Below are 17,913 nucleotides of genomic sequence, written 5' to 3' on the forward strand. Positions count from 1 at the left end.
CTCTAAAAGCGGGCGATGAAGTAACTGCTATCATCAAAGCTAGCCACATCATCATTGGTGCTTAATTCTTTTAAATAGCGAGCGGTTTATGGCTGCTCGCTGAATTGTTTTGCTTTCATTTAAATTTGATCCGAATTTATATTGCTTAACTAAAAACCAAATTTAGCTATTCTTATCCACTCGCACGAACGCCCAGTGTATAAATCCTTGCCTCGGTTTATATTTGCCGCCACCAAAATCAACCTTGATTATAAATTCATTCGCGTAGCTAGTTTTAACAAGCCATCGTTGAAGCTGGGCACCTTTTTGTCCCAATGCCCGGCAATTTTTTTGCCAAAGCAGAGCAAGTCTTGGGCTATTTTTGAAATTTGGCTTTGAAAAATGGGGCGAGCCGCCTAGCATTGCCCGATGGATAATGAGTACAAATATGCCGTTATCTTGGGGCTAAAGCTATAAAAGCTAACATTAAGCAAGTCAAGATATAATTTCGCCCCAAACCTAGGTAGATGTCCGAGCGGTTTAAGGAGCACGCCCGAAATGCGTGTGCGGGGCAACTCACCGAGAGTTAGAATCTCTCCCCGCCATTTTTTAAATCTATTAAATTTTACTTAGTGTTGAGGATAGGTATGAAAATTTTACTCTTAGGCGCTAGCGAAAGCCTTGGCGGCTACGTTATAGGGTTATAGGCGCGCTCTAAGCTCCTACATAGACTCAGCCAAGATTATAGAAAACTAAGCTCTTGACTACACGCTGATACGTCCGCAGTGGTTTAGTTGTGCCAACGAGATAGACTGCAAGGTTACGAGCTGGGCAAAAAAGGGAGAAATTTAAAAACGAAAATGACCAAATTTCAAGAAAATCTATCGCAAATTTGGTCAAAAGATGCCTGATCGATAGCTTTGGCATAAAAGATAGACTAGGCATCAACAAAAAAGAAATTTAAAGGAAAAAGATGATTGAACACTTACTGCTATTTTTGGCTTTGCTAGCTATCATTATCGCTTTAGTGATGATCTCAAACAGCCTAAAAGTAGCCTATCCGGTGCTTTTAGTTTTGGGCGGTCTTGCCATTAGTTTTGTGCCAAATTTACCCACCATCAGGATCGATCCAGAGCTTATTTTCATCATATTTTTACCGCCGCTTCTTTACGAGGCCGCATGGGCAAACTCGATAAAAGAGCTCTATAAATGGCGCCGAGTGATTGGAAGTTTTGCATTTATCGTCGTTTTTATCAGCGCAGCAGCTGTTGCCGTGATAGCAAATTTAGTGATCCCTGGCTTCTCGCTCGCCCTTGGCTTCATGCTTGGCGCTATCGTCTCACCACCAGATGCGGTGAGTACGGCTGCGATCCTTAAATTTGTCAAAGCACCGCGCAGGATCAGCGCTATTTTAGAAGGCGAGAGCCTTTTAAATGACGCATCATCGCTCATCATCTTTCGCTTTGCCGCAGTGGCAGTGACTACTGGGCAGTTTATCTGGTACAAGGCGGCTGCAAGCTTTGTCTGGATGGTGGCTGGCGGTGTTTTGGTCGGTCTTGTGGTGGCATTAGTAGCCTACTTTTTGCATAAGACCTTGCCAACCGATGAGAACAGCGATACGATCATGACGATCACGACGCCTTATGCTATGTATATTTTAGCTGAGGAGCTTGGCGCGAGCGGCGTTTTGGCGGTAGTTTGCGGCGGACTTTACCTCTCGACAAAACGAAACGAAATTCTCACCGCTTCAACAAGGATCCACGCTTTCCCCGTTTGGTACAACCTTATTTTCTTGCTAAACGGCCTTGCCTTTACCATGATCGGCCTTGATCTGCCTGAAATTTTAGCAGGGCTAAAGCGTAGCGGTGTCTCGCTGCTTGAGGCACTATCTTACGGCGTTTTGGTGACTGCCGTGCTCATCGTCATTAGGCTTTTGGCATCATACGGAGCCGTTTATATCACGATATTTATGAAGCGCTTTATCAGCGTGGCGGATGATCGCAATCCAGGCAAAGCGACGCCGTTTATCGTCGGTTGGGCGGGCATGAGGGGCGTAGTCTCGCTAGCTACGGCACTCTCTATCCCCGCCATGGCTGGTAGCGAGCCGTTTCCGCATAGAGACCTCATCTTGTTTATCACCTTTGTCGTTATCTTGCTAACGCTCGTAGTTCAGGGACTAACTCTGCCGCTACTTATAAAAAGTGTCAAATTTCCAGACTTTAACGACCACATGCCAATCGAGCTTGCAAAGATCAAGATAAAAAAGGCACTTGCCGAGGCTTCGCTTAAATTTCAAAGCGAGAAATTTTGCAATGAGGAGAATTTCTTGTTCCAAAAACTCAAAGAAGTTTGGAATTTCGAGCTTTCAAATGAAAATTTCGAGATCAGCGACGAGGTCAGGCAGACCTATTTTGAGATCCTAAATGAGCAGCGAAAGGCGCTTCGTGAGCTAAACAAAGACCCAAAAATCGACGAAGAGATCATCAGGATCTTTTTGTATCACATCGACCTTGAGGAGCGAAGGTGGCAGGAGCATAGCGAGTACTAAACTTGCTCAAATTTATGAGCAAGTTTAGACATATGCTTTAAATTTAGGCTCTATTTGCCTTATCCACCCGTACAAACGCCCAGTGCATAAATCCCGCTTTGGCTCGTATTTGCCGCTGTTAAAATACTCCGCCAGCCGCGCCTCCTCAGCTTCGCTTAGCTCGCCGCCAAGCCCCCAGCGCGTCTTTTGGACGAGTTCCTCGGCACTCGAAGCAGGACCTGCATGACACCGGGCTTTGATGTAGCTCAGGCTCGGCAGATAGCCCATTTGAAACAAGATGTTTAAAAGATAGACGAAGTCGGGCTTTGGCTCCACCTTGCGCCCTATCGCGTCCAAAACGTCCCCGTCTACGAAGCTGCCGCCCACTTTAAACGTGATGTAAAGCGATTTTTTAGTTTTTGAAAGAAGCTTGTTAAGCGAGGCCTTGAGATCGTCCACCTCAAGACAGCGCGAAGCAAAAACCACGTCGCATACAGGCACGTCCGACCAGTCGTCCTCAAAGGCTTTTTGCGCAAATTTAGCGTTTTTTGCACCGCAAATTTGAGCGTTCTCGCGGGCAAATTCTAGCATCCTCGGCGAAAAGTCATAGCCGTAAATTTGATCCACCTTTTTCGCTGCCAGCACGCTTAACGCGCCCGCTCCGCACGCAAAGTCAAGCAACGTAGAAACGCCCGTAAAATCAACCTTATCTATAAATTCTCGCGCGTAGGCGCTTTTCATCACACCCTCGTTGAAGCTGGGCGCCTTTTTGTCCCAGTCCTCGGCAAATTTTTTGCCAAACGAGCTTCTCGCCTTTTGCGCCTTATAAAGCGCGTCAAAGTCGATTTCATCGTAGTTTGAAGCTAAAATCATCTTTATCCTTTCCTGAATTTATCGGGCAGATCGCACCGATTTTCGTTAAATTTTAGCGTAAATTTACGCACCGCATTTGAAATTTAATACCGAACGCAAAAGCTAAATTTTTATCTTCCTCGTCACATGACGGATGATTTGCTGCTTGTTTTTGTTTTGCGAGCTTTGCCAGCGCATGAGCAGCTCTTTTGCGGCAGCAAAATTTACCTTTAGATAGTCCGCGACGTTGTTTGCGACCGAGCGCTGTACGAAGCGCACCTCGTCCTCTTTAAGTATCTCCAGCACCGCAAAAACGGGGCGCGGATCGCTGATGAAAAGCTCCAGCTTACTAGCCCACGGAAGCTTTGGTCGCAGGCCCTCGGATGCTAGCCTGCGCAGGTGAAAATTTGACGAGCATGCCCACTGCGTCATGGTTTTTAGAGAGTCTTGCGGATATTTTTTGATAAAGGCGCGCACCGCGTACTCGCCAGTGCCGCGCTTCGTGATTTCTTTAATCGCGCTCATCGAGGTTTCAAAGTCGTCTATGCCGCAAATTTCGACGTATTTTGCCAGCGGCAAAGTCCAGTAAAAATGCTTAAACATGCCAGTTTCGTTCGGGTTTTCTTCGCCTAAAATCACGACCAAAATCTCCGCCGCGCGCCTAAAATCCGGCGGCAAAAGTTCATTTAGCGCGTTTGCGTGCGCCAAAATCCTTTGCGAATAGCCGAAATTTGGCGTGCTTTCAGCAATTTGCCCGCAGTAGCTTTGCGCGTCAAATTTAGGGTAAACCGCCTTTATCTTTTGCGATAAAATTTGCACTAAATTTTCTCCGAAATATGCAGCCAGTCCGCCGTTTTCCATGTTTTCCCTTTGGGTAGGTTTATCTAGTCTTTAAGCAGATATGAATCGTAAATTTGTCGCCTAAAACCAGGCGGCATTAAATTTGCAGCCGTTACGCTCGTCAAATTTACCGCAGTTTTTTTGGGTCAAATTTAAATATTGACCCAAAAAGAGGGCGATAAATTTAGCAAAAACTAAAAATAACGCCCGAAAGTAAAATTATTTACACTCGACTTGCGGCAGTTGCGCTAAAAATATCGGCATTTTTTGCTTGATTAGCGTGTGGAATTTGCTTCTATCAGCGATATTTAGAAACTTTAGCGCGTAGTGCGTGACTCTAAGCCCGCAGTTAAGGCTCTTGACGTGGATTAGATTGATCTCGTAGTTGTCAAAATCCGGGTTGCCTGTGATCGGATAGTAGATCGTGTAAGCTTGATACTCTTTATCGTTTATAGACTTGAAATCATACTCCGCTTTGCCAAACTGCCCGCTTTTTAGCGCGGTTACAAAGGTCTTTTGGTATTCGTTGATATCGGCGTTTTCATCGACGGTGACGCTTACTAGTTTGGTCCATTTAAAGCCCACTTTTTCATTGGGTAGATAAAACTCAGCCGTTCTTGCGTTTTTTTGCTTTAAGACGAATTTTTCGCCGTCTATGGCTACTTCGTTTGGCAGATTTACGCTATCTAGCGCACTTTTTGGTAGCTCTATCTGCGTGGTTCTAGGTTGGGTGCAGCCGCCTAAAAATAGACAAACGGCCGCAACGGCGGCAAGCGAAACTCTTTTAAAACTCATGTTTTTCTCCTTTATTAGTTGATTTTTTAAGCTCCATGCACTTTTTAGCTAGCCCCGCCTCGCACTCTTTTTCGTGCAGCTTTTGCGCCTTTTGGCGTAGCGCGGCGGCTTGTTTTTTGTCGCTGCGCTCAAGATGGCGCGCTAGATTTAGGCACCCGCGCGCATCGTCCGCCTCGCAAGCCTCGCTAAAAAGGCTCGCAGCCTCGCTGGCGCCCGCTTTTACCACTTCACCTATGCCCTTTTCGTAGATCGCACCTAGATTTGTGCATGCCGGTTTTAGCCCGTTGTAGCAGGCGATCCCGTAAAAGTTAAAGGCTTTTGGGATATCTTGTGGCACGTCTGATCCATCAAAATACGCGTCCGCTAGGCTCTCGCAGGCATCTAGTCGCCAAAGTAGGCAGGCCTTTTCAAAAAGCTCCAGTGCGCGAGAAACGTCCTTTTTTACGCTGCGCCCATGAAATAACATATCGCCAAACTCGGCGCAAGAAGCGCCAAAGCCGCCCTCGCAGGCTTTTTCGTGAAATTTGACCGCCTGCTCGCTATCTTGCCGCGCTCCACCAAGCCCCTTTTTGTAGAGCTCTCCTAGTGCTGCGCAACCGTTTGCTACATCCCTGCCACACGACTCTTTGCCCAGTTCGTAGGCTGCCTCAAACTGCCCGCCTTGATACTGCACCCAGCCGCCGTATAGCTCGTCCAGACGCTCGCTGCCGCCGCATTTGTAGGCATCGGTGGTGCAGGCTTTGTCGTAGTAGGATCTAGCAGCCTTGATATCCTGCGCAAAACCAGCGCGGCCGTCCTCGTAAAGCCTGCCTAAAGTCTCGCACGCTTCGTAAATTTTACTTTCGCAGGCAAGCGAGTAAAATTTGAGCGCGTTTTTCGAGTTTTTCGCGGCTTCGTCGTTTTTGCCCATTGCGCCGTCCGCGTACATGCCGCCTAAATAGTAGCAAACTACCGCGTATCCGCACTCGCAGGCTTTTACGTAGAGGCTTAGCGCCTTGCTTTCATCTGCTGTGGCACCGACGCCCGCTTCGTAAATTTGAGCTAGATTATAGCAGCTTAAACCAAATCCTTTTTCGCAGGCTAGCTCAAAAATCGCGGTGGCTTTGGCGTATTCGCCGCTGTTTTGATAGAGCGAGGCTAGGCTGTCGCAGCCTGCTAATTCGCCCGCATCGCAGGCTTTTTCATAAAATTTGGCGGCTTTTACGTCATCTTGCTCTACGCCTTTGCCGCTTTGATATAAAAACCCAAGCCTTACGCATCCGCGCGCTTCGCCTGCTTTGCACGCTTTTAGCCAAATTTTAGCCGCTTTTTGCTCATCGCCCGCGTCGTAGGCTGTTTGACCTTCGTCCGTCAAATTTGCGAGAGCTAAATTTAGCGCAAAAAGTAACAGTAAGACCAGTTTTATCATTGCGCTCCTTTGTTAAATTTTACTTATTTTGTTTTTCAAATTTGACCTATTTTGCCTCTTTGTAGAGCTTGCATACAACTTTATCGATAGGTTATAGCATCTGGGCGCACTGCCTAAGCGGTGCGACGATGTGCTAAAACTACGCAATCTTGGTGCCCTTTGAAAATTATTTGGGTGTGGAGTAAATTTGGCGCGGTTACACAAGCGGCTATGATCTTTTTCAAATTTTTCCTTAAATTTAGCGCGAGCCAAATTTGAGCACCAAAACCGCTCCGAGCTGAATTTAACCGTGCTTTTAAAGACTAAAATTTTATGGTGCAGTTACTAGAGTAGCCAAAACGCCGATGCAAAAATTTATCTTGCCCGTGCTTAGGTTTGTAAGCTGCGCGGCATAAAACAGATGGCGGTCAAATTTAGCCAAAAACCGCTCGGCTATAAAGCCAAATTTGACCGATTTTGCGACTTAGACGTTAAATCTAAAATGCATCACGTCGCCGTCTTGCACGACGTAGTCCTTGCCCTCTAGGCGCATTTTGCCCGCCTCTTTGGCCGGATTTTCGCCGCCGCACGCGATGTAGTCCTCGTAGCCGATTACTTCGGCTCTGATAAATCCCCTCTCAAAGTCGTTGTGGATGACGCTGGCGGCTTTTGGCGCTTTCCAGCCTTTTACGATCGTCCATGCGCGCACCTCGACGACGCCCGCGGTAAAGTAGCTGATTAAATTTAGCTTCGCAAATGCCGTTTTGATGATCTTTTCTAGGCCGCTCTCGTTCGTGCCTAGCGAGCTTAAAAACTCATGCGCCTCTTCGTCGCTAAGCCCCACTAGCTCCTCTTCGATCTTGGCGCAAAGCTTGATAACCTCGTGCCCCGAGCGCGCGGCAAACTCGCGAAGCGCCTGCACGTATTTGTTATCCTGCGCGATGCTGTCTTCACCCACATTTGCGCCGTAGACGACCTCTTTTGCGCTGAGTAGCCTTAGCTCTTTGTTTAAATTTATAAACGCTTCCTCGTCCTTGCCGCCGAAGCTGCTCGCGCTTTTGCCCTCATTTAGGTGGGCTAGCAGCGAGTTTGCCGTCTCTAGCGCTTCTTTCGCGCCTTTTGCGTTTGCTTTGGCTTCGCGGGCTAGGCGCTCGATTTTTTTGTTTAGCTGCTCGATGTCGGCGAGGATGAGCTCGGTCTCGATGATCTCGACGTCCCTGACGGGATCGACGCCGCCCTCTACGTGAGTGATGTTTTCGTCCTCAAAGCAGCGCACGATGTGCAAAATCACCTCTGTCTCGCGGATGTTTGAGAGAAATTTATTTCCTAGTCCTTCGCCCGCGCTCGCACCCTTTACGAGGCCCGCGATATCGACGAATTCGATCGTGGAGTATTGGATTTTATTTGGATTTACGATTTTGGCTAGCTCGCCTAGGCGCTTATCGGGCACTGGCACGACGGCTTTATTCGGCTCGATCGTGCAGAACGGATAGTTTGCGCTCTCGGCGTTTTGCGCTTTCGTTAGTGCATTAAACGTGGTTGATTTGCCGACGTTTGGCAAACCTACGATACCTACTGCTAGTCCCATTACAGCTCCTTTGCCATAGCGCATAGATAATAAAGATTCATTCGCACGCCAGCTCCCGTCGCGCCCGCTTGGTTATATCCCCAGGCTTTTTCGGTATATGCGGGGCCTGCGATATCTTGATGTATCCACTTGTCTTTAAATTCGTCTTTTATAAATTTATCGAGGAAAAGCCCTGCCGTGATCGCGCCGCCGTAACGGCTAGAGCCTGTGTTGCTGACGTCTGCGATCTGGCTTTTGATTAGCTCGCGCAAATGAGGGTTAAACTCTAAAATCGTATTTAGCTCGCCGCTCTTTGCAGCTTTTGCTTTAAATTCGGCCTTTAGCTCCTCGTTGTTGCCCATTATGCCGCTTGTGTATTCGCCAAGGCCCACCACGCAAGCGCCCGTTAGTGTCGCCATGTCGATTAGCACGTCTGGTTTAAAATCCTGCGCGTAGCTAAGGCAGTCTGCTAGTACTAAACGGCCCTCGGCGTCGGTGTTTCGCACCTCGATGCTAACGCCGCTGCGAGAGATTAGCACGTCGTCTGGTTTATAGGCGTTGCCGCCGATCATATTTTCAGTCGCGCCTAAAATAGCGTGAATTTCAAACGGCAAATTTAGCTTGGCCGCGCCTTTAATTATACCCATTGCAGCAGCCGCACCGCTTTTATCGGCTTTCATCGTTAGCATATAATCAGCCGGCTTTAAGCTAAGCCCGCCGCTATCGTACGTAAGCCCCTTGCCGACGAAGATTACGCGTTTTTTCGCATCTTTTGGCTTGTAGATAAGGTGGATGAGGCGAGGCGGATGGACGCTGGCTCTGTTTACGGCCAAAAATGCGTTCATCTTTTCTTTTTCGAGGAATTTCTCGTCGTAAATTTTGCAGCTTAAATTTGGACTAGACTTAGCTAAATTTTGCGCCTCTTCGGCCATTTTTTGCGGGGTGTAGATTTCAGGTATTTCGTTTACGATATCTTTGGTGAAATTTGTCGCAGAGGCGATTATCTCGCCGTGAGCAAAGCCGTCCTGCGCGTCGTTTTCGCGGACTTCCTTGTCGTTATACTCCTCAGAGCTAAAAATAATATCTTTTAGCGCGTATTTTTCTTTTTTTTCTTTGTATTTGTTAAATTCGTAAGCTCCGAGCAAAAAGCCCTCGGTTAGAGCTTGAAAGCTCATTTTCTGGCAGCCTGCGAGATACGAGGCTAGTTTAATGCTTTTGACGTTTAGCGATTTTACCGCATTGTAGGCCTTTGCCGCAGCTATGCGAAGCTCGTCGTAGCCAAGCTTATTTAGCGGGACGTAGATCCTGCTGCTTTCTAGCAAAAGCAAGACGCTCTCGCCTTTGTAGTTGGCAAATTTAAACGCCTTTTCGTCTTTTATAAATTTATGTTTTAGGTTTTTATCTACGACGAAAATTAGCTCCAAATCAGCCTTGATTTCGTTTAGTTTTTTATTAGTGAGTTGAAACTGCACTTCTGTGTCTCCTATCGTTTAAAATTTTATTTTCTATGCGCTTAAAGCCGCAGAGCAAAGCGCCCAAAAATACCGCTACTACCGGCACAGCGACGTACCAGTGCTCTTTTGCTTTGTGCAGGATATCAAGTATGTGCTCGCCTAAAACCCATGCGGGGATTATCGTGATCGCGGCCCAGCACCAAGCGCTTATTAGATTTATGAGCGCATATTTTTTCGCGCTGTATCCTGTTAAGCCTATGGTCAACGGTATGATGACGCGAAAGCCGTACATGTAGCGCTGGATAAAGATAATTGGCCAGCCGTATTTTTTCAGCATTATGTGTGCGATGGCGAATTTACGGCGCTGCGTGTATAGTTTTTTGGCGATGTATTTTTTGTTATAGCGGCCTAGATAAAAGTAAATTTGATCCCCGACAAAGCCGCCCAGACCCGCGATAAAGATTGCCGGCGCGATATGCATATGCGTTTGATGAGAGAGGATTCCCGCCATTATGAGCGCCATTTCGCCTTCCATTATGCACCAGACGAAAAGTATGATGTAGCCGTACTCGATGAGTAGTTTCGTAAAAAATTCTTCCATCATAGCTCCAAAATGCTGTAAATTTTAGTTAGCGGGCGTAAATTTGCGCTACCGCCAAGATCCTTTAAATCGATCAAAAAGCAGGCCTCTACGCAAACGGCATTTGTTTGATTGATTAGCTCGACGCTAGCCTTAGCCGTGCCTCCCGTAGCGATTAGATCGTCGATTAAAAGCACTTTTGCGCCCGCTTTTTCGCCGAATGCATCGACGTGAATTTGCACTTCGTCCACGCCGTATTCTAGGCTGTATTTTTGCGAGATCGTGATATATGGCAGTTTTTTAGGCTTTCTAATCGGCACGAAAGGTAGCCGCAGCCTAGCCGCCAAAGCTGCTGCGAATATAAATCCGCGCGACTCGATGCCGGCGATAAAGTCGATATCGGCACCCTCGTATCTGGCAACTAGATGATCCATTAAAAAATTAAACGCCTCTTTGTTGTTTAGCAGCGTCGTGATGTCGCGAAATACTATGCCCGGTTTTGGAAAATCGTTTATGCAGCGGATAGAATTTAATAAAAACTCCTTCCCCGCTTTGTCTAGTTCTTTCATTTTTTGCCTTTAAATTTGATTTATAGTAGCGCTTCGATTTTGCCTTCTAGCTCGCGGATGCGCTGGCGAAGCTTGTCGTTTTCCAGGCGGTACTGCGAGTTTCTGGTGCGAAGGGCGTTGGCATCGTTTTTGACTTTATTGAGTTCGTCAGTAAGGATGTCGATGTTGCCAAGACCGCGCTGTAGCTGGACTTGCAGCTTGCGGATTACGACTTCGGTATCTTGGAGATTGTTTTTCATAAAATCGCGCGTCGCACGCTCTTTTTTAAGCAAGGTTTTAAAGTAAAACACCATAACGGTTAGGTAGATACAAATGCAGATCAAAACGGTAAGTACGAGCCAATCTATCATTTTTCGCCTCCTAGTTTTTTCACGCGCCTTTCGTGTCTGCCGCCGGCAAATTCGGTAGCGAAAAAGGCTTTTATCATATCTGCCGCAACCGCGTCGCCGATAGTTCTAGCACCCATGGCTAGTACGTTTGCGTCGTTATGTTCGCGTGCTAGTTTTGCCGTTGTGACGTCGTGACAAAGCGCGCAACGAACGTGTGCATGGCGATTAGCCGCGATACTGATGCCGATACCCGTGCCGCAGATTAGCACGCCGTATTCGTTATCGCCTCGTAAATTTTGCGCTAGAATCTCGGCAAAATCGGGATAATCGACGCTATCTTTGCTATGCGTTCCTAGGTCGCATACGCTAAAACCTTCGTTTTTTAAAAGCTCGCAAATTTGCGCCTTAAGATCAAAGCCTGCGTGGTCGCTCGCGATAAAAATTTTGTCTATTTTCATGAAATTTCCATAAGCTAAAAAATGCTTAATTATAGCAAAAAAGCATTAAAGTAAAATTTCGCGGCGAGCCTTTAGGAGCGGAATTTGGGCTAAATTTTAAAATTTACCGTTTACAAAAACATCCTCATGATCGCCACGGCATATCGTATCGGCTCGAAAAAATAATCTTTTAGCGGCGAGATCACGATGATAACTAGCGCGATAAAGCCGTATCTTTGCATACTGTTTAGCCAGTTTGCAGCGCCGTGAAGCCCAAAAATGCGTAAAAGATACTCAAGCGCTTTGGAGCCGTCAAGAGGCGGGATAGGGTAGAGGTTAAAGAGGGCTAGGACTAAATTTACGGCTGCTAGCATAAATACAAACTCCGCTACCGCGCCGCCAAAAAACCCCTCGAAGCCTATAAATTTAAATAAGCAAAACGCTAGCGCAAAAAGAGCAAGGTTGTATGCGATACCCGCAAGCGCGACGATGATAGCGGCCTTGTAGCCGCCGTTATAAAGCACCGTGCGTAAATTTATGGGTACGGGTTTAGCCCAGCCAAACGTCACTCCCGTGCTAAGATACATGAGTGCCGGCACGACGATAGTGCCCAGCGGATCAACGTGTTTTATGGGGTTTATGCTAAGCCGCTCCAAATTTTTGGCGGTCAGGTCGCCAAATTTAAACGCCGCATATCCGTGCGCGATCTCATGTCCGACGACGGAGATAACGAGTACGGTGACTAGGATCGCGACCTGAGCGAAGTCGATGCTATCAAGGTTCATTCGATCTTGTTTCCGTCGTTTTTAGCTTCGGCTTTGGCGGCGTCTAGCAGCTCAGGCGAGTTTTGTATAAAGTCCACGCTCTTGCCGACCCTGTTCCATCTGATTTTGTATTCATCATCCCAGCTAAAATATACAAACCACGGCTTGCCGACTATGTTTTTGTAGGCTACAGGCCCCCAAAAGCGGCTGTCGTTTGAGTGGTCGCGGTTATCGCCGATCATGAAAAACTCGCCTTCAGGAACCTGAAAATAAAATGCGTTAAACGGATAGTTGCCTACGCTGGGTAGCTCGTTTACGATAACGGGCTGCATGGCGAATTTGCTCGCGTTTAGGTAGTTTACGGCTAGTTCAAATAAATTTACCTTCTCGTCGTAGTGGATACCGCCGAATTTATATGGCTCGCGCACGAAAAGCTTACCGTCAAATTTTACTATATCTTTTTCGTCAAAATTTGCCTTTATAAACTCCTCGCCCTCGTGTGGGTGTAAAAATAGCGCCTTTTCGGTGAAAATCACTTCATCGCCGCCGACTGCAAAATTTCGCTTGACGTAGTGGATCTTTTCATCGTGCGGATAGCGAAAAACCACGATATCGCCGCGCTCGGGTTTGGCTCCCTCGATGAGGTGGCCGTTACCGTTAAAATCTGGCAAAACCTTGACCTCTATCCACGGAATGCGGGGAGTCGAGATGCCGTAGCTAAATTTTTTAACAAAAAGATGATCGCCGACTAAAAGAGTATCCTTCATCGAACCTGATGGTATCACGAAGGCCTGCGCGACAAAAAAAATCACGAGCAGGACGATGACGACCGTGCCCGTCCAGCTGTTTGAAAAATCTAAAAATTTATTAAACGCTTTTTTCAAAATTTACGCCTTTTTCGCGCGGTTTTTGGCCGATTTTATGGTGTTTGACAGTAGCATCGCGATAGTCATCGGACCTACGCCCCCGGGAACTGGCGTTATAAACGAGCATTTAGGCGCTACTTCGTCAAATTTGACGTCGCCTTTTAGCTTGCCGTCGTCCATGCGGTTTATGCCTACGTCGATTACGACGGCGCCGTCTTTTACCATATCAGCCGTTACGAAATCGGCTCTACCGATAGCGGCTACGAGGATGTCGGCGTCCGCGCAAATTTCCTTTAAATTTCGCGTTTTGCTATGTGTCACGGTTACGGTCGCGTTGGCGTTTAGCAGTAGATTTGCCATCGGCTTGCCCACGATGTTGCTACGCCCGATCACGACGGCGTTTTTGCCCTCTAAATTTATATCGTAGGCTTTAAAAATTTCCATTATGCCTAGCGGCGTGCACGGCACGAACCCGTCAAGTCCGCTAGCTAGCTTGCCGGCGTTTATCGCGGCAAAGCCGTCCACGTCTTTTTCGGGGCTTATGGTTTCTAAAATTTTATTCGTATCTATGTGCTTTGGTAGCGGCAGCTGAACTAGGATGCCGTCGATGCCGTCGTCTAAATTTAGCACGTCTATTAGCGCGATTAGCTCGCTTTGCGTCGTAGACTCGGGCAAGCGGTGCATTACGCTTTTTATCTCGCAGGCTATGCAGGCTTTTTCTTTTGCCGCGACATAGGTTTGGCTGGCTTTATCCTCGCCGACCAGTATCACGGCAAGCGCCGGCTCTATGCCTTGATTTTTCAAATTTAGCGCCTCGTTTTTTACTCTTTCTTTTACTTGCGCGCTTACGTTTTTGCCGTCTAATATCGTCATTTTCGTCCTTTATTACTTTTTAATCGCAAAGATTGTATGATAGCTAATTTTAGATTAAATTTACGAAAAAGCGAAAGAATTTATGAAAATTTGGCTGATTTCAGGGCTACTTTGCGGCGCGGCGTTTGCGAGCGATTTTATCACGAAAAACGAATACGCAAAGATGCTCTATCAAAACCCGCGCGGCATCGGCTGCGACAAGTGTCACGGTAGCGGCGGCGAGGGCTCGCTCATATCAAAATATAGACATTTCGATAAAAAAACGAAGCAGGTCATCGACGACGAGCTAAGAGCGCCAAGGATAAACAATCTTGATTTTGAGACTTTTAAAGAGGGCGTACTAAGCGCAAAAAGCGTGATGCCTAGCTACTTTCTAACCGACGAAGAGATAAATTTGCTTTACGAATACGTTATAAATTTCAACAAGGATAAAAAATGACGAACAAAGAAGCTTTCGGGCTAGCTAAAAAATATATCCCAGGCGGCGTAGATTCGCCCGTTCGCGCGTTTGGCAGCGTAGGCGGCGAGCCTTTTGTGGTGGACCGCGGCGAGGGCGCGTATCTAGTAGATATCGAGGGAAATCGCTATCTAGACTTCATCCAGAGCTGGGGACCGCTCATCTTTGGGCACTGCGATCCCGATATCGAGAGCGCGGTGATAGCGACTGCTAAAAAGGGACTAAGCTTTGGCGCTCCATCAAATTTAGAGACGAAGCTAGCCAAACTAATCTGCGACGAGTTTAAAAACGTCGAAAAGGTGCGCTTCGTAAGCTCGGGCACGGAGGCCACTATGAGCGCGATCCGCGTGGCGCGCGGTTTTAGCGGCAAGGACGGACTGATAAAATTTGAAGGTTGCTATCACGGGCACAGCGACGCGCTTTTGGTAAAAGCCGGTAGCGGCGCGACGACGTACGGCAACGCTTCTAGCGGCGGAGTACCCGCGGACGTGGTAAAAAACACGTATCTAGCGCGCTACAACGATATAGCTAGCGTGCGAGCGATATTTGAGGCAAATAGAGGCAAAATAGGCGCTCTTATCATCGAGCCTATCGCCGGAAATATGGGGCTAGTGCCTGCTAGCAACGAGTTTTTAAGCGGGCTTAGGCGACTTTGCGACGAAAACGGCGCGGTGTTAATTTTTGACGAGGTCATGAGCGGATTTCGTGCGAGCAGGCGCGGATCGTTTGAATTTAACGGTATAAAGGCCGATCTAGTAACGTTTGGCAAGGTTATCGGCGGAGGCTGCCCGGCGGCGGCGTTTGGCGGAAAGGCTGCTATCATGGACTGCCTAAGCCCCGAAGGCGCAGTTTATCAGGCAGGCACGCTAAGCGGCAATCCGGTAGCCATGGCTGCGGGCATCGCGAGCCTAAGTAAAATTTTTGCCGACGACGGTTTATACGCCGAGCTAAGTAAAAAGGCTAATTTGCTAATGAGAGGTTTTGCCGAGGCCGCTAAAAAGCACGGTATCGCGCTGCAAACGACGGTGCGAGGCTCGATGTTCGGGTTTTTCTTTAATCAAAACGAGGTCAAAAACTACGACGACGCGCTAAAAAGCGACGTAAATTTATACGCCAAATTTCACGCAAATATGCTAAAACGCGGCGTTTATCTAGCGCCTAGCCAGTTTGAGACGGGCTTTGTTTGCAAGGCGATGAGCGACGAGGATATAGTTTTTGCCGTTAGGGCCGCCGACGAGAGCTTTGACGAGATCACGGACGAGATGCACGACGAGCACGAGAGGATGCAAGGCGTAAAAGCCAGGATCGCCGAGCTGGAGGAGCGGCTAAAAGAGGCAAAACTAGAGCGAGAAAAGATAAAAGAGCAGATAAAAAACAGTTGGGGATTTGCCTGATGGCTAGGATAAATTTAGGCGAGGTCGTAAAGGGCGCCGAGCAGCTAAGTCTGGGCGTTTCTATCGTCGTGGCGCTTGCTATCGGGGCCGGGTTTGGCTACTGGATGATGAAGGAAACCGGCTGGACGTGGACGCTGTTTGCAGGCATCGCAGTCGGTATCGCCGCAGCCGGCCTAAACATCAAAAAGGCCTACGACGCGCAGATAAAAAGCCTAGATGAACTAAAAGATAAAGATAAATTTAAACCCGCAAAAGACGACGATGACGAGGACGATGAGTGAATCTTAAGCTCCTTGCCGTTTACGGCGCGTTTGAGGCTTTGCTTTTGCTAGGCTCGGCGGCATTTGGCCGCGCGTGGTTTTACAGCTCGCAGGTCGCGTTTGCGGGCTCGCTTTTGGTGCTGGCCGCGACCTTTAGAGCCTATAAAAAGCGCGTAGAAAACGGCGTGCGAGACTATGACGCCTCTGCAGATGACGACATAGACGAGTGGGGCGAAAATCACGAGGAGTTTCCGGATCGCCTAGGGGACGCTAAATTTGACTGGCATGACCCGCACCGCGAAGATGCTAGGCGTTTGGATGCATCAAATTTGGACGGCTCGGTAAAAACGGACGCGGAATTTGACCAAGCGGTGGAGTTAAATTTAAAAGACGAAAACGAGCAGGTTAAATTTGACGCGGCAACAGAACAAAAAGAAGCCGCGCAGGGCAAATTTGACGAGCATAATTTAAACGGCGCAGGTCAAAATAACGGGTCAAATTTCAGCCAAACAAGCGAGTCAAATTTGAGCAAATCAAGTAAAGACAGCGAAGCTAAACCGCCTAAAAAGCAAATTTTCGCGCAAAATTTAAAGCAAAATTCGCCCAACTATTTTACCGCATTCGTGCCGTTTCGGCTGATCGCGTATGCGGTTTTAGTCGTCGGATTTCTGGCGTTAAAAAGGCACGGCAACCTCGATATCGCCGCGTTTTTGATCGCGCTTGCGGCGATGCCTGCGGGTGCTTTGATATATGGAGTAAGAATCAATGAGAAATAGCTCGATAATAACGATCAGATCGATGTTTGCACTATTTGTCGGGATGGCGTTTTTGTTTGTGGGAAACGGCCTCATCATCAGCTCTGCGGGCGTCGAGCTAAAAAAAATGGGCGCGGGCGAGCTGGAGACGGGATTTGTTATCGCGGTGTTTTTCGTCGGAGCTATGGCGGCCACGATATTTTCGCATAAAATCGTCTCAAAAGTCGGCCACATCAGGAGCTTTGGGATCTTTGCATCGCTTTTTGGTATCGCGGCGATGTTTCACGATCTTAGCCAAAACCTTTATTTTTGGGCTTTTTTGCGCGGATGTCTGGGTTTTTGCTACTACTCGATTTTGATGATAATCGAAAGCTGGCTCAACGCGCGCGCCAGAAACGAAGTTCGCTCGCGAGTACTAGCGTTTTACGAGATCACGTTTTACGTATGTTTTGGGCTGGGTATCCTCGTGCTATCGCTAAATTTATCCACTTCTCACGTACTTTTGCTTAGCGCGGCGTTTATTTTGTTTTCGAGTATTCCTTTAAATTTAATCCGCATCAAAGAGCCGCCGATCCCCGAAAAAAAGAGCGTCTCGATCCCGAGAGTATTTGCGCTCGTGCCTTTGGCGCTCATTACCAGTATCGTAGCCGGTATCCTTATAAACGGCTTTTTTTCGATGGCTAGCGTTTATATCCTGCTGCAAGGATACGGTGCGAGAGAGGTTTCGTTTTTTATGACGATAGCGATGGCGGGTGGCTTTATCGCCCACTCTCTCATAGGCGGCTTTTCGGATAAATTCGGCCGCCGTCCCGCGATAATGTGCTGCGCGGGTGTGTCGCTATTTGCGGCTATTTGTTTTTTGGCGCTTAAGCCCCCTATCTACGCGCAGTACGTTTTGTCGTTTTTTCTAGGCTCGGGCGCTTTTTGCCTCTACGCGTTATCGCTTGCTCGTGCCAACGACGTTTTAAAACACAAAAATCAAGGCATCGAAGTAGGGCGCGCCGTACTTTTTAGCTACTCTTTTGGCTCACTTCTTTCGTCCGTGATAATGGGCGCTAGTATGCAAATTTTAGGCTTTGAGGGCTTTATGTGGGTTTACGTGGCGCTGCTTGCGTTTCTCATCGCGTTTTGCCTCACGCAAAAGACCGTTCCGCTTGAAAGCAGAAGCGACTTTGAGCACAGCCCCGGCACGATGGCAAATAGCTAATGAAAATCTCAAATTTGACGA

At 47.8% G+C, this 17,913-nt stretch carries 19 protein-coding genes; 6 read left to right on the top strand and 13 right to left on the bottom strand.

The genetic code is table 11. The features are described 5' to 3' along the window. The first annotated feature begins 952 nt into the window (after positions 1-952). The gene (locus Q0386_RS06360) at positions 953-2,527 is read left to right on the top strand and encodes a Na+/H+ antiporter (RefSeq protein WP_299028692.1); all 1,575 of its coding nucleotides are present in this window, start codon (positions 953-955) and stop codon (positions 2,525-2,527) included. 24 nt (positions 2,528-2,551) lie between these two features. Here Q0386_RS06360 and Q0386_RS06365 read toward each other — a convergent pair whose 3' ends face one another. From Q0386_RS06365 to folD, 13 genes are all read right to left on the bottom strand, one after another. Beyond that, positions 2,552-3,379, bottom strand: coding sequence for a class I SAM-dependent methyltransferase (locus Q0386_RS06365; protein WP_299028695.1), 828 nt, complete (start codon positions 3,377-3,379; stop codon positions 2,552-2,554). Positions 3,380-3,481: 102 nt separating this feature from the next. Further along, a complete protein-coding gene (locus Q0386_RS06370) occupies positions 3,482-4,219 on the bottom strand; it encodes a DNA alkylation repair protein (protein WP_299028698.1) in 738 nt (245 codons plus the stop codon). A gap of 198 nt (positions 4,220-4,417) precedes the next feature. Further along, entirely contained in the window at positions 4,418-4,993 is a 576-nt protein-coding gene (locus Q0386_RS06375; RefSeq protein ID WP_299028701.1) for a hypothetical protein, read from the bottom strand. After that, positions 4,983-6,401 (bottom strand): tetratricopeptide repeat protein, encoded by a 1,419-nt coding sequence (locus Q0386_RS06380; protein WP_299028704.1) that lies wholly within the window; start codon positions 6,399-6,401, stop codon positions 4,983-4,985. Before Q0386_RS06380 ends, Q0386_RS06375 begins: the two co-directional genes overlap by 11 nt. Before the next feature lie 463 nt (positions 6,402-6,864). Next, on the bottom strand, positions 6,865-7,968 hold the full coding sequence (gene ychF / locus Q0386_RS06385) for a redox-regulated ATPase YchF (protein WP_299028707.1): 1,104 nt from the start codon (positions 7,966-7,968) through the stop codon (positions 6,865-6,867). Continuing rightward, positions 7,968-9,419: a leucyl aminopeptidase gene (locus Q0386_RS06390; RefSeq protein WP_299028710.1), complete on the bottom strand. Its 1,452-nt coding sequence runs from the start codon at positions 9,417-9,419 to the stop codon at positions 7,968-7,970. The genes ychF and Q0386_RS06390 overlap by 1 nt, the downstream gene beginning before the upstream one ends. After that, on the bottom strand, positions 9,400-10,002 hold the full coding sequence (locus tag Q0386_RS06395) for a DedA family protein (protein WP_299028713.1): 603 nt from the start codon (positions 10,000-10,002) through the stop codon (positions 9,400-9,402). The genes Q0386_RS06390 and Q0386_RS06395 overlap by 20 nt, the downstream gene beginning before the upstream one ends. Further along, on the bottom strand, positions 10,002-10,550 hold the full coding sequence (apt, locus tag Q0386_RS06400) for an adenine phosphoribosyltransferase (RefSeq protein ID WP_122874170.1): 549 nt from the start codon (positions 10,548-10,550) through the stop codon (positions 10,002-10,004). The genes Q0386_RS06395 and apt overlap by 1 nt, the downstream gene beginning before the upstream one ends. 20 nt (positions 10,551-10,570) lie before the next feature. Further along, on the bottom strand, positions 10,571-10,900 hold the full coding sequence (locus tag Q0386_RS06405; protein ID WP_299028716.1) for a hypothetical protein: 330 nt from the start codon (positions 10,898-10,900) through the stop codon (positions 10,571-10,573). Further along, positions 10,897-11,337, bottom strand: coding sequence for a ribose 5-phosphate isomerase B (gene rpiB / locus Q0386_RS06410; protein ID WP_299028719.1), 441 nt, complete (start codon positions 11,335-11,337; stop codon positions 10,897-10,899). Before rpiB ends, Q0386_RS06405 begins: the two co-directional genes overlap by 4 nt. A 110-nt stretch (positions 11,338-11,447) precedes the next feature. Next, positions 11,448-12,101: a site-2 protease family protein gene (locus tag Q0386_RS06415; RefSeq protein WP_299028722.1), complete on the bottom strand. Its 654-nt coding sequence runs from the start codon at positions 12,099-12,101 to the stop codon at positions 11,448-11,450. Further along, the gene (lepB, locus tag Q0386_RS06420) at positions 12,098-12,964 is read right to left on the bottom strand and encodes a signal peptidase I (RefSeq protein WP_299028725.1); all 867 of its coding nucleotides are present in this window, start codon (positions 12,962-12,964) and stop codon (positions 12,098-12,100) included. Before lepB ends, Q0386_RS06415 begins: the two co-directional genes overlap by 4 nt. A gap of 3 nt (positions 12,965-12,967) precedes the next feature. Further along, positions 12,968-13,819, bottom strand: coding sequence for a bifunctional methylenetetrahydrofolate dehydrogenase/methenyltetrahydrofolate cyclohydrolase FolD (gene folD / locus Q0386_RS06425; protein WP_299028728.1), 852 nt, complete (start codon positions 13,817-13,819; stop codon positions 12,968-12,970). A gap of 82 nt (positions 13,820-13,901) precedes the next feature. On the opposite strand from folD, the gene Q0386_RS06430 reads away from it, so the two are divergent. The 5 genes from Q0386_RS06430 to Q0386_RS06450 are packed head-to-tail and all read left to right on the top strand — an operon-like array spanning position 13,902 to position 17,892. Next, entirely contained in the window at positions 13,902-14,258 is a 357-nt protein-coding gene (locus Q0386_RS06430) for a c-type cytochrome (RefSeq protein ID WP_299028731.1), read from the top strand. Further along, positions 14,255-15,670 carry a glutamate-1-semialdehyde 2,1-aminomutase gene (gene hemL / locus Q0386_RS06435; protein WP_299028735.1) on the top strand — a complete coding sequence of 472 codons (1,416 nt, stop codon included), beginning with the start codon at positions 14,255-14,257 and terminating at the stop codon, positions 15,668-15,670. The genes Q0386_RS06430 and hemL overlap by 4 nt, the downstream gene beginning before the upstream one ends. Continuing rightward, a complete protein-coding gene (locus Q0386_RS06440; RefSeq protein ID WP_299028737.1) occupies positions 15,670-15,951 on the top strand; it encodes an AtpZ/AtpI family protein in 282 nt (93 codons plus the stop codon). Before hemL ends, Q0386_RS06440 begins: the two co-directional genes overlap by 1 nt. After that, complete coding sequence (locus Q0386_RS06445) at positions 15,948-16,706, top strand: potassium transporter TrkA (RefSeq protein ID WP_299028739.1); 759 nt, start codon at positions 15,948-15,950, stop codon at positions 16,704-16,706. The genes Q0386_RS06440 and Q0386_RS06445 overlap by 4 nt, the downstream gene beginning before the upstream one ends. Beyond that, on the top strand, positions 16,696-17,892 hold the full coding sequence (locus Q0386_RS06450) for an MFS transporter (RefSeq protein WP_299028744.1): 1,197 nt from the start codon (positions 16,696-16,698) through the stop codon (positions 17,890-17,892). Before Q0386_RS06445 ends, Q0386_RS06450 begins: the two co-directional genes overlap by 11 nt. Positions 17,893-17,913 lie beyond the last annotated feature (21 nt).

The organism is uncultured Campylobacter sp. (genome assembly GCF_938045625.1).
In the GTDB taxonomy this organism is placed as follows: domain Bacteria; phylum Campylobacterota; class Campylobacteria; order Campylobacterales; family Campylobacteraceae; genus Campylobacter_A.

What these genes read in the sequence shown, in the direction of transcription:
- Q0386_RS06430 (WP_299028731.1), top strand. Translation starts at nt 13,902, where the DNA reads ATGAAAATTTGGCTGATTTCAGGGCTACTTTGCGGCGCGGCGTTTGCG.
- Q0386_RS06370 (WP_299028698.1), bottom strand. Translation starts at nt 4,219, where the DNA reads ATGGAAAACGGCGGACTGGCTGCATATTTCGGAGAAAATTTAGTGCAA.
- folD (WP_299028728.1), bottom strand. Translation starts at nt 13,819, where the DNA reads ATGACGATATTAGACGGCAAAAACGTAAGCGCGCAAGTAAAAGAAAGA.
- Q0386_RS06405 (WP_299028716.1), bottom strand. Translation starts at nt 10,900, where the DNA reads ATGATAGATTGGCTCGTACTTACCGTTTTGATCTGCATTTGTATCTAC.
- Q0386_RS06365 (WP_299028695.1), bottom strand. Translation starts at nt 3,379, where the DNA reads ATGATTTTAGCTTCAAACTACGATGAAATCGACTTTGACGCGCTTTAT.
- Q0386_RS06380 (WP_299028704.1), bottom strand. Translation starts at nt 6,401, where the DNA reads ATGATAAAACTGGTCTTACTGTTACTTTTTGCGCTAAATTTAGCTCTC.
- Q0386_RS06440 (WP_299028737.1), top strand. Translation starts at nt 15,670, where the DNA reads ATGGCTAGGATAAATTTAGGCGAGGTCGTAAAGGGCGCCGAGCAGCTA.
- ychF (WP_299028707.1), bottom strand. Translation starts at nt 7,968, where the DNA reads ATGGGACTAGCAGTAGGTATCGTAGGTTTGCCAAACGTCGGCAAATCA.
- Q0386_RS06450 (WP_299028744.1), top strand. Translation starts at nt 16,696, where the DNA reads ATGAGAAATAGCTCGATAATAACGATCAGATCGATGTTTGCACTATTT.
- Q0386_RS06415 (WP_299028722.1), bottom strand. Translation starts at nt 12,101, where the DNA reads ATGAACCTTGATAGCATCGACTTCGCTCAGGTCGCGATCCTAGTCACC.
- Q0386_RS06395 (WP_299028713.1), bottom strand. Translation starts at nt 10,002, where the DNA reads ATGGAAGAATTTTTTACGAAACTACTCATCGAGTACGGCTACATCATA.
- Q0386_RS06375 (WP_299028701.1), bottom strand. Translation starts at nt 4,993, where the DNA reads ATGAGTTTTAAAAGAGTTTCGCTTGCCGCCGTTGCGGCCGTTTGTCTA.
- Q0386_RS06360 (WP_299028692.1), top strand. Translation starts at nt 953, where the DNA reads ATGATTGAACACTTACTGCTATTTTTGGCTTTGCTAGCTATCATTATC.
- rpiB (WP_299028719.1), bottom strand. Translation starts at nt 11,337, where the DNA reads ATGAAAATAGACAAAATTTTTATCGCGAGCGACCACGCAGGCTTTGAT.
- hemL (WP_299028735.1), top strand. Translation starts at nt 14,255, where the DNA reads ATGACGAACAAAGAAGCTTTCGGGCTAGCTAAAAAATATATCCCAGGC.
- apt (WP_122874170.1), bottom strand. Translation starts at nt 10,550, where the DNA reads ATGAAAGAACTAGACAAAGCGGGGAAGGAGTTTTTATTAAATTCTATC.